A 15,890-nucleotide genomic window follows, 5' to 3' on the forward strand; every position below is an offset into this window, starting at 1 on the left:
CATCCCAACAAGTGATAAAAATATGAAAGTTAAAGTTATGTATTGTATTTACACGCCCCTTCGTATTATAATGACTACATATTGAGTGAAAAAAGGAAGTCAATAGTATAAATGAGTGAAAAAAGTATGAATGAAAAAAACGAAAGAAATCTTGACAGCACAGTAGATGAAATCATGGAAGAGATCAGAGAGCAGACTGTAAGTGAGGTGAAGGACATCAATGAAAAAGAACAGAAAAGCGAAGAAAGACCGCGGAAAAAGAAAGTCACTAAAACAAAACGTCCTTCAGGCCATCACGTATCTGGCGATGGTGTGGATCATAAAGCAGCCTCAGACAAAGATCGACCGGTTAAGAAAAAGGCTCCGCGCCGGAAAAAGAAAGTAGTTCGTGAAGAGACCGGGCTTCTGGATCTGGATGGAGCAGAAGAATGGCGGGATGAAGAAGAGACAGCAGTACCACCGGTTATTAAAAGTGCAGATATTTTAAGCAGTGAAGATGCAGAAGCATTCAATCCGGATGAGGAAGAAATTTTTGATGATTCTTTCTTTGATGAAGAAGAGGAAAAGCCGCATAGAAGAACTAAACGGGAGAAAAAGCAAGGATCAGAAAAGTCCGGTAAAGTGGTTAAAATTGTAGTTGGCGCTGTAGTTGGAGTGGCAGCGGTTGTTTACCTTGGATTTTCCGTATATTTCATGAATCATTTTTATTTTAATACGAAGATCAACGGTGTGAACTTCTCCGGGAAATCAGTTTCGGCAGTAGAGTCATACATGAAGAGTCAGGTAGATGGATATGTTCTCACGATGAAGGAATCAGACGGAACAGAAGAGAAGATTGCCGGAACAGATATTTCTCTTGCGTACAAAGCAGGAAATGAACTGCAGAAGCTTGTAAAAGAGCAGAATGCATTTCTGTGGCCGGTCTGCCTTGGAAAGACACAGATAATTACGGCATCTGTCGGTGTTACATATGATGAAAACCAGCTGGATACCCTGATTAACGGTCTCGAGTGTATGCAGGCAGATCAGCAGGTTGAACCGGTAAATGCACATCCGGAGTATGACGGCAATTCGTATGTAGTCAAAGCTGGGGAGACCGGAAGTAAGATTGATACCGAGAATTTCAAAAAGGTAGTGAAAGAATCAATCGAAGGTTTCAAAAGCGAGATTGATATGACCGCTGAAGACTGCTATGTAGAACCAAAATACACAATCGAGTCAGAAGAAGTGAAGAAAGCATGTGACGATATGAATAAGTATCTGAAGGCAAGTATCACTTATACCTTTGGTTCGAATACAGAAGTTGTAGATAAAGATCTGATTTCCCAGTGGGTAACGGTAGATGATAACATGGCAGTTACCTTTAACAGTGATGCAGTTGTAAAATATGTACAGCAGCTGGAGAGTAAGTATGACACTTACCAGACAAAGAGAACATTTACAACCGGAGGCGGCAACAGTGCAACGGTTGAAGGTGGAGACTATGGATGGATCATTGATGAAGCTGCCGAGATTGCAGCCCTTGAAGCGAATATCCGCAATGGAGAAACTGTAACGAGAGAGGCGAATTATTCACAGACTGCAGCAAGTCATGACGGAGCAGACTGGGGGAATACTTATGTTGAAGTCGATCTGACAAACCAGTATATGTATCTTTTTGTAAATGGTGCAATTGTGACACAGGGACCGATCGTTACCGGTAAGCCAAGCAGAGGAGATGCTACACCGCAGGGAGTATATATTCTGAAATACAAAGAAAAAGATACAACCCTTCGTGGACCAAAGAAGGAAGATGGAAGTTACGAATGGGAATCACCGGTTACTTACTGGATGCCATTTAACGGTGGAATCGGACTGCATGATGCACCGTGGCAGACGAACTTTGGCGGGGACTGGTATCTGGAACATGGGTCACGCGGATGTGTCAATCTACAGTATGATGTTGCAGAGACGGTGTTCAACAATGTAGATTCCGGAACACCGGTTGTATGTCATTACTAAATTTATGAGAGAGGTCAATTTTATGTATGAACTGATAAAAAGGGACGGTCGCGCCAAGCGCGGCCGCTTCCATACCGTACACGGAGTGATCGAGACTCCTGTATTTATGAATGTAGGAACAATTGCAGCGATCAAAGGGGCTGTTTCTACCGCAGATCTTGAAGAAATCGGAACACAGGTGGAACTGTCTAATACTTATCATTTGCATGTGCGTCCGGGGGATCAGGTAGTGAAAAAGCTTGGCGGGCTGCACAAATTTATGGCCTGGGATAAGCCAATTCTTACTGATTCCGGCGGATTCCAGGTGTTTTCTCTTGCCGGACTCAGAAAGATTAAGGAAGAGGGTGTATACTTCAATTCCCATATTGACGGAAGAAAGATTTTTATGGGACCGGAAGAAAGTATGCAGATTCAGTCGAATCTGGCGTCTACGATCGCAATGGCATTTGATGAATGTCCGTCCAGCGTAGCGGAAAGGAAATATATGCAGGCATCGGTAGAGCGTACAACGAGATGGCTCGCAAGATGTAAAGAAGAGATGGCAAGACTCAATTCTCTTGATGATACGATCAACAAACATCAGATGCTTTTCGGGATCAATCAGGGTGGTGTCTATGAAGATATCCGTATTGAGCATGCACAGCAGATCGCAGAGATGGATCTGGATGGATACGCAGTCGGCGGACTCGCAGTTGGTGAGACACATGAAGAGATGTACCGGATCCTGGATGCAGTAGTTCCGTGTCTTCCGGTTGCCAGACCGACCTATCTGATGGGAGTCGGAACGCCGGCAAATATTCTGGAAGCGGTAGACAGAGGTGTGGACTTCTTTGACTGCGTATATCCAAGCCGTAACGGAAGACATGGACATGTTTATACAAAGCATGGTAAGCTGAATCTGTTCAATGCAAAATTTGAACTGGATGAACGCCCGATCGAAGAAGGCTGTCAGTGCCCGGCCTGCCGCCGTTATTCAAGAGCTTATATCCGTCATCTGCTGAAAGCAAAAGAGATGCTAGGAATGCGGCTTTGCGTTCTCCACAATTTATATTATTATAATCATCTTATGGAAGACATCAGAGAGGCGATCGAAGAGGGAAGATATGCCAGGTTTAAGAAAGAGACACTGGCAAAAATGGAAGAAAAAGAAGATTAGGATAAAAAAATTCTAAAATGTCTTGATGAATGTCCTATTATTGTGTATGATGGTAACAGTGTCTATTTTAGCAGGAGGAAAGAAAAATGAATAATCCAATCGTACTTATTTTATTTTACGTTGTAATTATCGGAGGATTCTGGTGGTTACTGATGAGACCACAGAAAAAGGAACAGAAGAGAGTACAGCTGATGTTATCTGAACTGGCTGTAGGAGATACTGTTCTTACAACAAGCGGTTTTTACGGAGTTGTTATTGATATTACAGATGAAGACGTAATCGTTGAATTCGGAAGCAACAAGAACTGCCGTATCCCGATGCAGAAATCTGCGATCATGCAGGTTGAAAAGCCGGAGAACAACTAAATCAAATTTTTTGAAAAAGTTGAAAAAAAGCATTGCATTTTATATGCAATGCTTTTATAATACAATTATTGGAAACGTTACCGATACCGATACCGAAACCGTTGCTGTAGAAAGATATGAGGTGCATATTATGAGAACAAGCGGTATATTACTGCCGGTGGCAAGTCTGCCATCAAAATATGGAATAGGTGCTTTTTCGAAAGAAGCATACAAGTTTGTAGATACACTTGAGAAGGCAGGTCAGAGCTACTGGCAGATCCTTCCGTTAGGTCCGACAGGGTATGGAGATTCGCCGTATCAGTCTTTCTCAACTTTTGCAGGAAATCCGTATTTTATAGACCTGGAAAAGCTGATAAAAAAGGGCTGGATTACAAAAGATGAATGTAAGGCATATGACTTTGGTGATAATGCGGGATATGTGGATTATGAAAAGATTTATAACTGCAGGTATGAGATCTTAAGAAAAGCATATGAAAGAAGCCAGATCGCAGATGATGCAGATTTTCAGAAATTCTGTAAGGAGAATAAAGAATGGCTGGATGATTATGCGCTTTATACGGAGATCAAAGCCGCGAATGATGGGAAGAGCTGGAGTGAATGGGAAGATGAATATCGTCTGAGAGATGAGCTGGCGCTGGAAAAATTCGCCAAAGAGAATCGGGAAGGCATCCTGTTCCAGAAGTTTATGCAGTATGAATTTGCAACACAGTGGGGTGCACTGAAAGCATATGCGAATGAAAAAGGGATTGAGATCATTGGTGATATCCCGATTTATGTAGCGTTCGACAGCGCAGACAGTTGGTCGCATCCGGAACTGTTCCAGTTTGATGAGAACGGACTTCCGACTGGTGTTGCAGGGTGCCCGCCAGATGCATTTAGTGCAACCGGACAGCTTTGGGGCAATCCGCTTTATAAGTGGGAATATCATAAAAAGACCGGATATGCATGGTGGATGAAGAGAATCCGTCATTGTGTCGAACTTTATGACGTGATCCGAATTGATCATTTCCGTGGATTTGATGAATATTATTCCATTCCATACGGAGATCTGACAGCGGAATTCGGACATTGGGAAAAAGGACCGGGAATGGATATTTTCCGGACGGTAAAAGAGACTCTGGGTGATGTGAAAATTATTGCAGAGGATCTTGGATTCCTGACAGACAGTGTGATCCGGATGGTGGAAGAGTCCGGATATCCGGGAATGAAAGTTCTGGAGTTTGCATTTGATTCCAGAGAGCCTAGCAACTATCTGCCACATAATTATGATAAGAACTGTGTAGTATACACGGGAACCCATGACAATGAAACACTGGCAGGATGGTACAGAGAATTAAAAAAAGAAGATAAGAAGTTCGCACTTCGCTATATGGGAAGAAAGAAACTCAGTGTCAATGAAGCAGTATGGGAAATCATCCGTCTTGCGCAGTCGAGCGTGGCGGATACCTGTATCATTCCGATTCAGGATTATCTCTGCCTCGGTAATGAAGCGAGGATCAATCATCCGTCAACCCTTGGCGGTAATTGGATCTGGAGACTTCATAGGGATGAGATCTCAAAAAAACTTGTGAAAAAGATCCGCAGGATGACAGAACTTTATTGCAGGATCCCGGAGAAGACAGAGATGCTCCTTAAGGCTGAAGATGCAGAGGACTTAGGAGAAGAAAAGAAATAAAATGGGAATGACGATTAAAGATATTGCGAAGAAGTGCGGGGTCGGAGTCAGCACCGTGTCCCGTGCGCTGAACAATCATCCGGATATCAATCCTGAGACCAAAAAGATGATTTTAAAGACGGTTGAAGAATCAAATTTTGTGCCGAATAACAGTGCGAGGAATCTGAAACGGACCGATTCGAAATCCATTGCGATTCTGGTAAAGGAGATTGATAATCCATTTTTCGCGACGATGATGCGGGTAATGGAAAAAAAGATCCGCAGACAGAAATATTCCTTTTTTATCCAGCATATGGGAAAGGATCAGGATGAGGTCGATACCGCACTGGAGTTGATCAAAGAAAAAAAGCTCAGAGGGATTATTTTCCTGGGTGGGGATTTCAGGAAGAACAAAGAGCGGATTGCAAAGATAAAGGTTCCGTTTGTTGTAAGTACGGCAGCGTTTGATAAACTGCCGGAGAAATGTATCGCATCCTATGTATCAATTGACGACCGTGCGGAAAGCCGTAAGATCGTAGATTATCTGTGCGAGACCGGACATAAAAAGATTGCAATCCTTGCCTCGGATAAGAAAGATGAGAACATCGGAAAACTCAGACTGGAAGGTTACAGGGAAGCACTAAAGGCACATGGCCTGGAAGCGGATGAGGAAAGAATCTGTTATCTGGATGAAGAAGATACCACTTATTCGATGGAAAACGGATATCGGATGATGAAAAAACTGTTGAAAAAAGAAACAGAATTTACCGCAGTATTTGCAATTTCCGATCTGATGGTGATTGGTGCATGCAAGGCGCTTCTGGAAGAGGGAAAAAGGATTCCGGAAGATGTGGCGGTTGCAGGATTTGACGGACTTGACTATACCGGATTTTATCAGCCGGCGATCACTACGATGGCGCAGCCGGTTGAAGAGATCGCGAGACAGTCTGTCGGGATTCTGTTTGACATGATAGAAACAAAGAAAAGCCAGGAAGGAAAATATCTTCCGGCAACACTGAAAGAAAGAGAATCAACTACAGGAGGTAGAAGAACATGGAAGCAAGACTGACAGAGATTTTACAGGAGAAATTCCAGACAGGACTTGAACAGGCAACGAATGAACAGGTATATTATGCGCTGCTTACACTGACAAAGGAACGGATCAAAGAAGGACCGAAGAACGAAGGAAAGAGAAAACTCTATTATATTTCCGCAGAATTCCTGATCGGAAAGCTTTTATCCAACAACCTGATCAACCTTGGAATTTATGATGAGACAGCAGAGGTGCTGAAAAAGCATGGGAAAAATCTTGCAGAGATCGAAGAAGTTGAACCGGAACCGTCTCTTGGAAATGGTGGACTTGGACGATTGGCAGCCTGCTTCCTGGATTCCATTGCAACACTCGGACTTCCGGGAGACGGAATCGGGCTGAACTATCATATGGGTCTGTTCAAACAGGTATTTACCGACCACAAACAGGATGAACAGAAGAATCCGTGGATTGAAAAAGACAGCTGGCTCAATGATACCGGTATTTCATTTGAAGTCCCGTTCAAGGATTTCAGTCTTCGTTCCCATCTGTATGATATTGATGTAACCGGATACGAAGGTGGAAGCAACAAACTTCATCTTTTTGATGTAGAGACGGTAAATGATGCAATCGTTGGAAACGGAATCAATTTTGATAAGAACGATATCCGTGAGAACCTGACGTTGTTCCTCTATCCGGATGACAGCGACAAGGCAGGAAATCTGCTCCGTATTTACCAGCAGTATTTTATGGTTTCCAATGCAGCACAGTATATTATTCGTGAATGTGAGGAAAAAGGATATGACCTTAGAAAGCTCCATGAGCATGTGGCAATCCAGATCAATGATACCCATCCGTCTATGGTTATCCCGGAACTGATCCGTCTTCTCGTCCAGAAGCAGATCGATTTCAATGAGGCAATTGAGATCGTCCAGAAGACCTGTGCCTATACAAATCATACCATCCTTGCAGAAGCACTGGAAAAATGGCCGGTTGATTATCTGGAGCAGGTTGCACCGCAGATTGTTCCGATCATCCGTGATCTGGATGCAAGAATTAAGGGAAGATATAAAGATCCGAGAGTCCATATTATCGATGACCAGAATCGTGTACACATGGCTCATATGGACATCCATTATGGATACAGTGTCAACGGAGTTGCTTATCTTCATACAGAGATCCTGAAAAATGAAGAACTGAAACCGTTCTACGACATTTACCCACAGAAATTCAACAACAAGACTAATGGTATTACGTTCAGAAGATGGCTGCTGCACTGCAACCATGAACTGACTGCATGGCTGGATGAGAAGATCGGACCGGATTACCGAAAAGATGCAACAAAGCTTGAAAAACTGCTTGATTATGTAAATGATGAGGAAACTTTAAAGAGCCTTCTTGTAGTAAAACAGAAAAAGAAAGAGGATCTGGCAGCTTACTTAAAAGAAACACAGGGACTGGAAATCAATCCAAATTCAATTTTTGATATTCAGGTAAAACGTCTGCATGAATACAAGCGTCAGCAGATGAATGCATTATATGTGATCTATAAATATCTGGAGATCAAGAACGGAAAGAAACCGGAGACTCCGATCACGGTAATCTTTGGAGCTAAGGCTGCACCGGCTTATATTATTGCAAAGGATATCATTCATCTGATCCTCTGCCTGCAGGAGCTGATTGATAACGATCCGGAAGTTGCACCGTATCTGAAAGTGGTTATGGTAGAAAACTACAACGTGACACTGGCAGAAAAGCTGATCCCGTCCTGTGATATTTCTGAACAGATTTCTCTTGCATCCAAAGAAGCAAGTGGAACAGGTAACATGAAATTCATGCTGAACGGGGCTGTGACAATGGGAACAGAAGATGGAGCCAACGTAGAAATCCATCAGTTTGTAGGGGATGAAAATATCTACATCTTCGGAGAATCCAGTGAACAGGTTATCGAGCATTACCGCAAGATGGATTATAATGCAGTTGATTACTATATCAATGATGAAGAGATCCGCAGACTGGTAGACTTTATCATCAGCCCGGAACTTCTCCGTATCGGAGATAAATACCTGCTTCTTGAACTGCATGCAGAACTGATCCGTAAAGACTGGTTCATGACACTTCTTGATGTGAAAGATTATATCCAGAAGAAAGAACAGGCTTACGTAGATTATGAAGACCGCATGGCATGGGCAAAGAAGATGGTTGTGAATATCGCGAAAGCAGGATATTTCTCATCTGACAGAACCATTGCTGAATACAACAGAGACATCTGGCATCTGTAAAATGTATATGTAAAAAACAGAAGTCTGTCCTGAAAAAACAGAGACAGACTTCTGTTTTTTGTGCAAAAGTGTATTTTTATACGGTTTCTGCGGGAACTTCCTGTATTTCCCTTATTGCGGGAAAAGAGAAGGATATGCTATGATAAGGAGAAATATTGCTGTTTGTTTTCCGGATATGGAAAAGTTTTTGGGAAGATCCGGGAAGCAATAGAAGCAGATGAGAGGTGAATATATGGAAAAAAGAAGAAAAAGTGCAGCACTTTTGCCGGTCGGTGTATTTCTGATATTTTATCTGGGACTGGGTATTTTATTTGAATACATAATGAAAATTCCAATGGGGTTTTATAATGTACCGATCGTAGTGGCGTTTCTGGCGGCACTCCTGGTCGCGTGTCTGCAGAACAGAAAGGTTGGCTTTGATGAGAAGCTGGAGATCATGGGACGGGGAATCGGAGATAAGAATATTATCACAATGCTGCTGATTTTCCTGACGGCGGGAACTTTTGTGGGAGTGGTTGGAAGAAGCAGTGCAGAGAGTGTGGCGTATTTTATGCTATCGATCATCCCGGCACGGTTTGCGGTTGCCGTTCTGTTTGTGGTTGCATGTTTTGTTTCAACAGCAATGGGAACTTCGGTTGGGACGATCACCCTTCTGACTCCGATTGCGGCGGCAGTTTCGCAGACGTCCGGTTTTTCCCTGGCACTTTGCGTGGCATCGGTGATGGGAGGCTCCATGTTCGGGGACAATCTTTCTTTCATATCAGATACAACAATTGCTGCCTGCAACGGGCAGGGATGTGAGATGAAAGATAAATTCCGGGAAAATTTCTGGATTGCACTTCCGGCGGCGATCGTATCGTTGATTCTGATCCTGATCAGCTCTTTCCGGGCAGAGATCGGAACGGCAGTTACGCACGAATACAATCTGATGCAGATCATTCCGTATGTGCTGGTGCTGGTCGGCGGGATCGCAGGGTTCAACGTCTTTCTGGTACTTTTGACGGGAATTGTGTCCGGTGCGGTGATCATGCTTGCAATGGGGCAGGTAACACCGTATGAAATGCTTGCTGCCATGGGATCAGGTGTATCCGGGATGTTTGAAACCTGTATGGTGGCGGTGCTGGTTGCTGCAATGTGTGCGCTGATCCGGGAAAATGGTGGCTTTGATGTATTGCTGGATGTGATCCACCGTGTCTTTAAGGGATCGAAAAGTGGTCAGCTGGGTGTTGGTATTTTGGTAGCGCTCCTGGATGTGGCAACAGCGAACAATACCGTAGCAATTGTGATGGCTAATCCAATTGCAAAGGAAATGGCAGACGATTATCAGATCACACCGAGAAAGACGGCCTCCCTTCTGGATACTTTTTCCTGTATTTCACAGGGGGTGATCCCGTATGGTGCGCAGATGCTGGTGGCAATTTCGGCAGTGCATGAGCTCGGCGGTGAGATTTCTGCATTTCAGATCATTCCGAAGCTTTTTTATCCGGGAATGCTGTTTGTCAGTTCGCTGATCTTTATCTTTGTGATTCCACAGAAAACAGGAAAATAAAACAGAGTTCACTCTGGATTTTTATACTTTTACAGATTAAAGGGTTGAAACCTGACGAAAAATACGGTATTATAGTGTTTAACAGATTTTTGGAACAAAAAATGGTACAAAAATCACAGATACATAGAAGGGAATGACAAAGATGAGCCTGAAAATCGGAGTAATTAAAGGTGACGGAATCGGTCCGGAGATTGTAACGGAAGCGATGAAGGTTCTTGATAAAGCAGGAGAGGTATACGGATTTGACTGTTCTTATGAACAGCTGCTTCTTGGGGGCGCATCCATTGATGTACATGGAGTCCCGCTTACAGATGAGACGGTAGCAAAAGCAAAAGCATGTGATGCCGTACTGATGGGATCCATTGGAGGAGATGCAAAGACTTCCCCGTGGTATAAGCTGGAACCGTCAAAGAGACCGGAGGCCGGTCTTTTGAAGATCAGAAAAGAACTGAACCTGTTCGCAAATCTGCGTCCGGCAGTTTTGTATAATGAACTGAAGGGTGCATGCCCTCTGAAAGAAGAGATTACAGAAGGCGGATTTGATCTGATGATCATGCGTGAACTGACAGGCGGTCTTTATTTTGGAGAGAGGAAGACAGAAGAAGTGGATGGTGTGATGACTGCATTCGATTCACTTACCTATAATGAGGATGAGATCCGCAGGATTGCGATCCGCGCGTTTGACATTGCAATGAAGAGAAGAAAGAAAGTGACAAGCGTCGATAAGGCGAATGTACTGGATTCTTCAAGACTCTGGAGAAAAGTAGTAGAAGAAGTTGCGAAAGATTATCCGGAAGTTACACTGGAGCATATGCTGGTTGACAACTGTGCAATGCAGCTTGTAAAAGATCCGAAGCAGTTTGATGTCATTCTTACAGAGAATATGTTCGGAGACATCCTTTCTGATGAAGCAAGCATGGTAACCGGTTCGATCGGAATGCTGGCAAGTGCAAGTCTGAATGAAACCAGGTTTGGACTGTATGAACCAAGTGGCGGTTCGGCACCGGATATAGCAGGACAGGGAATTGCAAACCCGATAGCAACAATTCTTTCAGCAGCAATGATGCTTCGTTTCAGCCTGGATCAGGATAAAGCAGCAGATGCGATTGAAGCAGCAGTTTCCCAGGTGTTAAAAGATGGATACAGAACCGGGGATATTATGTCAGACGGATGTACAAAGGTTGGAACAGCCCGGATGGGAGATCTGATCTGCGAAAGAATTCGATAGTCAAGGATTGGGAAAGATACAGTTCCGTACTGCTATGGGGAAAGAGAAGCAGGACGGAACTGTAATAGAATAGAGCCAAAAGTTACAGGAGGATTATAAAATCATGAGAAGTGATAATGTAAAAACAGGTATGCAGCAGGCGCCGCACAGATCATTGTTCAATGCGCTTGGTCTTACAAAAGAAGAACTGGAGAGACCGCTTGTCGGAATCGTATGTTCTTATAACGAAATCGTTCCGGGACATATGAACCTGGATAAAATTGCAAATGCAGTAAAGATGGGAGTTGCCATGGCAGGTGGAACACCGATCATGTTCCCGGCGATTGCAGTCTGTGACGGTATTGCAATGGGACACATCGGTATGAAGTATTCTCTGGTAACGAGAGATCTGATCGCAGATTCGACAGAAGCAATGGCAATGGCGCATCAGTTTGATGCCCTTGTTATGATCCCGAACTGTGATAAAAATGTACCTGGTCTTTTGATGGCAGCAGCCCGTATTAATGTACCTACAGTGTTCGTCAGTGGCGGACCAATGCTTGCGGGACATGTAAAAGGACAGAAGAGAAGTCTTTCCAGCATGTTCGAGGCAGTTGGATCCTACGCAGCAGGAACAATGGACGAATGTGATGTATGTGAATTTGAAAATAAAGTATGTCCTACCTGCGGATCATGCTCCGGAATGTATACAGCTAACAGCATGAACTGTCTGACAGAAGTACTTGGTATGGGGCTTCAGGGAAATGGAACAATTCCGGCTGTATATTCAGAAAGAATCCGTCTTGCAAAACATGCAGGTATGCAGGTAATGGAAATGTACAGAAGAAATATCCGTCCGAGAGACATTATGACAAAAGAAGCCATCTTAAATGCCCTTACTGTTGATATGGCACTTGGATGCTCAACCAACAGTATGCTTCACCTTCCGGCGATCGCACATGAGATCGGTATGGATTTTGAGATTGATTTTGCAAACGGAATCAGCGAAAAGACTCCGAACCTCTGTCACCTTGCACCGGCAGGTCCGACATATATGGAAGACTTGAATGAAGCGGGTGGTGTATATGCTGTTATGAACGAGCTGAATAAGAAAGGTCTTCTTTACACAGACTGCATGACAGTAACCGGAAAGACAGTTGGAGAAAATATCGCAGGATGCGAAAACAAAAATCCGGAAGTAATCCGTCCGATCGACAATCCATACAGCCAGACGGGTGGACTTGCAGTCCTCAAAGGTAATATCGCACCGGATGGCAGTGTTGTAAAACGTTCTGCAGTTGTACCGGAAATGCTGGTACATGAAGGACCTGCAAGAGTATTTGAATGTGAAGATGATGCAATCAAGGCAATTAAAGGCGGAGATATCCATCCGGGAGATGTTGTAGTTATCCGTTACGTCGGACCAAAGGGTGGTCCTGGTATGCCGGAAATGCTGAATCCGACTTCTGCAATCGCAGGTATGGGACTTGGTTCATCGGTAGCACTTATTACAGACGGCCGTTTCAGCGGTGCATCCCGTGGAGCTTCTATCGGACACGTATCACCGGAAGCGGCAGTCGGTGGTCCGGTAGCATTGATCGAGGAAGGCGATATCATCGAGATCGATATCCCGAACCTGAAATTAAATGCAAGAATTTCAGATGAAGAACTTGCAAGAAGAAAAGAAAAATGGCAGCCAAGAGAACCGGAAGTTACAACAGGATATCTTGCAAGATATGCAGCAATGGTAACTTCAGGAAACCGTGGAGCAGTTCTGGAAGTTCCACACAAATAAAATAAAATCTGGACAAGGGGAATGTACAATGCAGTTAAATGGTGCAGAAATACTGATAGAGTGTTTAAAAGAGCAAGGCGTGGATACCGTATTCGGATATCCGGGCGGTGCAATTTTAAATGTATATGATGAATTATATAAGCATAGTAATGAAATCAGACATATCCTTACATCGCATGAGCAGGGAGCTTCTCATGCGGCAGACGGATATGCGCGTGCCACTGGTAAGGTTGGGGTGTGTTTTGCAACCAGTGGACCTGGAGCAACAAATCTCGTAACAGGAATCGCGACCGCATTTATGGATTCTATTCCGATCGTTGCGATCACCTGTAATGTAGGGGTACCGCTTCTTGGAAAAGACAGCTTCCAGGAAATTGACATTACCGGTATTACGATGCCGATCACAAAGTATAATTTTATTGTGAAGAATGTCAATGATCTTGCAAAGACGATCCGCAAGGCGTTTGAGATTGCACAGTCCGGAAGACCGGGACCGGTGCTGATCGATATCCCGAAAGATGTGACAGGCAATAAAGCAGAGTATGAGCCTGTCAAAATCCAGCCAATCGTAAAATACAAAAAAGAAATCTGCATGGAAGATATTGACAAGGCAGTAGAGATGATCGAAGAAGCAAAGCGTCCGTTTGTATTCGTCGGAGGCGGAGCTATATTATCTGATGCAAGTGAAGAACTCCGTGCATTCGTAGACAAGGTACAGTGTCCGGTATGTGATTCCCTGATGGGAAAAGGTGCATTTCCGGGAACTGATGAACTTTATACAGGAATGCTTGGTATGCATGGTACCAAGACATCGAACTTTGGAGTCAGTGAAAGCGATCTTCTGATCGTAGTCGGTGCAAGATTCTCCGACCGTGTCACAGGTAATCCAAATAAATTTGCAAGTAATGCAAAAATTCTCCAGTTTGATATTGATGTGGCAGAGATGAACAAGAATGTCATTATCGATGAAGGTGTGGTTGGAGATATCAAAGAAGTGCTTGCGGCAGTTAATGAAAAACTGCCACAGCAGGAACACACCGAATGGATCAAAAAGATCCAGGAATATAAAGCAAAATACCCGCTTGCCTATCATCCGGAAAGTCTGACTGGTCCGTATGTGATCGAAGAGATTTACAAACAGACAGAAGGTGATGCGATCATCGTCACAGAAGTTGGACAACATCAGATGTGGGCAGCGCAGTATTATAAATTCACAAAACCGAGAACACTGCTTACGTCAGGTGGTCTTGGAACCATGGGATACGGTCTTGGAGCCGCAATCGGAGCCAAGATGGGCAGACCGGAGAAGACGGTAGTCAATATCGCCGGAGACGGATGCTTCCGTATGAATATGAATGAAGTTGCAACAGCGGCGCGTTATAACATTCCGATCATCCAGGTTGTAGTGAACAACCATGTGCTTGGTATGGTAAGACAGTGGCAGAATCTGTTTTACGGACAGCGCTATTCAGCAACTGTTCTGAATGATGCAGTAGATTTTGTGAAACTCGCAGAAGCGATGGGGGCGAAAGCGGTAAGAGCTACGACCAGAGAAGAATTCGCAGATGCATTTAAGTTTGCTTTAAATGCAGGCGGTCCGGTGGTGATTGACTGCCAGATCGACAGCGATGACAAGGTATGGCCGATGGTTGCTCCGGGTGCTCCGATCAGTGAAGCTTTTGACGAGAAGGATCTGCAGGAAAAACAGCAGACAAACTAAAAAACATATGCAGCGACAGATACGCAGAGCAGGAATGGAGGAGTAATATGAAACGAGTTTACAATTTTTCAGCAGGACCGGCAGTACTGCCGGAAGAAGTTTTACGAGAAGCAGCAGATGAGATGCTGGATTACAAAGGATGTGGAATGTCCGTTATGGAGATGAGTCATCGCTCGAAAGCTTTTGCTGAAATCATTGAAACCGCTGAACAGGATCTTCGTGATTTGATGGGAATCCCGGATAATTACAAAGTACTGTTCCTTCAGGGTGGCGCAAGCCAGCAGTTTGCAATGATTCCAATGAATCTGATGAAGAACAAAGTAGCGGATTATATTGTTACCGGGCAGTGGGCTAAAAAGGCAGCTGCCGAGGCATCCAAATATGGAAAGGTGAATAAGATCGCATCGTCCGAGGATAAAACCTTTTCGTACATTCCTGACTGTTCGGATCTGCCGGTTGATGAAGATGCAGATTATGTATATATCTGCGAAAATAATACAATTTACGGAACCAAATTCAAGGAACTTCCGAACACGAAAGGCAAGACACTGGTAGCGGATGTATCATCCTGCTTCCTGTCTGAGCCTGTAGATGTGACAAAATATGGTCTCATCTATGGCGGAGTCCAGAAGAATATCGGACCAGCGGGTGTTGTTATCGCGATCATCCGTGAAGATCTGATTACAGAGGATGTACTTCCTGGAACACCGACCATGCTTACATACAAGACACATGCAGACGCAGGTTCTCTTTACAATACACCGCCGGCATACGGAATCTATATCTGCGGTAAGGTATTTAAATGGCTCAAAAAGATGGGCGGACTGGAAGTTATGAAAGAACGCAACGAAAAGAAAGCCAAACTGCTCTATGACTACCTGGATCAGAGCAAACTGTTCAAAGGTACGGTAGAAAAGAAAGACCGTTCTCTTATGAATGTACCATTTGTGACAGGCAGTGACGAGCTGGATGCCAAATTTGTAAAAGAGGCAAAAGAAGCAGGTCTTGAGAATCTGAAAGGACACCGTACTGTTGGGGGTATGCGTGCAAGTATTTATAACGCAATGCCATACGAAGGTGTGGAAGCCCTTGTTGCATTTATGAAGAAGTTTGAGGAGGAGAATCTGTAAT

At 44.0% G+C, this 15,890-nt stretch carries 11 protein-coding genes; all 11 read left to right on the forward strand.

Translation table 11 applies throughout. The features are described from left to right. Window positions 1-111 precede the first annotated feature (111 nt). The 11 genes from PG418_RS02880 (at window position 112) to serC (ending at window position 15,889) form a co-directional block, all read left to right on the forward strand. Window positions 112-2,001, forward strand: a complete 1,890-nt coding sequence (locus PG418_RS02880) for a L,D-transpeptidase family protein (RefSeq protein ID WP_349123041.1) — start codon at window positions 112-114, stop codon at window positions 1,999-2,001. A gap of 22 nt (window positions 2,002-2,023) precedes the next feature. Beyond that, window positions 2,024-3,157 carry a tRNA guanosine(34) transglycosylase Tgt gene (gene tgt, locus PG418_RS02885; RefSeq protein WP_022220357.1) on the forward strand — a complete coding sequence of 378 codons (1,134 nt, stop codon included), beginning with the start codon at window positions 2,024-2,026 and terminating at the stop codon, window positions 3,155-3,157. Window positions 3,158-3,243: 86 nt separating this feature from the next. Continuing rightward, complete coding sequence (gene yajC / locus PG418_RS02890) at window positions 3,244-3,522, forward strand: preprotein translocase subunit YajC (protein WP_008374927.1); 279 nt, start codon at window positions 3,244-3,246, stop codon at window positions 3,520-3,522. A gap of 130 nt (window positions 3,523-3,652) precedes the next feature. After that, window positions 3,653-5,197: a 4-alpha-glucanotransferase gene (gene malQ / locus PG418_RS02895; protein WP_055246970.1), complete on the forward strand. Its 1,545-nt coding sequence runs from the start codon at window positions 3,653-3,655 to the stop codon at window positions 5,195-5,197. Between the two features lies 1 nt (window position 5,198). Further along, window positions 5,199-6,245: a LacI family DNA-binding transcriptional regulator gene (locus PG418_RS02900; protein ID WP_022220358.1), complete on the forward strand. Its 1,047-nt coding sequence runs from the start codon at window positions 5,199-5,201 to the stop codon at window positions 6,243-6,245. Then, window positions 6,230-8,488 (forward strand): glycogen/starch/alpha-glucan phosphorylase, encoded by a 2,259-nt coding sequence (locus tag PG418_RS02905; protein ID WP_498837031.1) that lies wholly within the window; start codon window positions 6,230-6,232, stop codon window positions 8,486-8,488. The genes PG418_RS02900 and PG418_RS02905 overlap by 16 nt, the downstream gene beginning before the upstream one ends. A gap of 232 nt (window positions 8,489-8,720) precedes the next feature. Further along, window positions 8,721-10,037, forward strand: a complete 1,317-nt coding sequence (locus PG418_RS02910) for a Na+/H+ antiporter NhaC family protein (protein WP_498837032.1) — start codon at window positions 8,721-8,723, stop codon at window positions 10,035-10,037. A gap of 142 nt (window positions 10,038-10,179) precedes the next feature. Next, window positions 10,180-11,265, forward strand: a complete 1,086-nt coding sequence (leuB, locus tag PG418_RS02915) for a 3-isopropylmalate dehydrogenase (RefSeq protein ID WP_342999655.1) — start codon at window positions 10,180-10,182, stop codon at window positions 11,263-11,265. Between the two features lie 103 nt (window positions 11,266-11,368). Then, complete coding sequence (gene ilvD, locus PG418_RS02920) at window positions 11,369-13,039, forward strand: dihydroxy-acid dehydratase (RefSeq protein WP_008374941.1); 1,671 nt, start codon at window positions 11,369-11,371, stop codon at window positions 13,037-13,039. Between the two features lie 28 nt (window positions 13,040-13,067). Continuing rightward, on the forward strand, window positions 13,068-14,759 hold the full coding sequence (gene ilvB, locus PG418_RS02925; protein WP_022220361.1) for a biosynthetic-type acetolactate synthase large subunit: 1,692 nt from the start codon (window positions 13,068-13,070) through the stop codon (window positions 14,757-14,759). A 47-nt stretch (window positions 14,760-14,806) separates the two neighbouring features. After that, the gene (gene serC, locus PG418_RS02930; protein ID WP_022220362.1) at window positions 14,807-15,889 is read left to right on the forward strand and encodes a 3-phosphoserine/phosphohydroxythreonine transaminase; all 1,083 of its coding nucleotides are present in this window, start codon (window positions 14,807-14,809) and stop codon (window positions 15,887-15,889) included. Window position 15,890 lies beyond the last annotated feature (1 nt).

It is taken from the genome of Bariatricus sp. TF06-38A, from assembly GCF_027690675.1.
Taxonomy (GTDB): domain Bacteria; phylum Bacillota; class Clostridia; order Lachnospirales; family Lachnospiraceae; genus Allocoprococcus; species Allocoprococcus comes.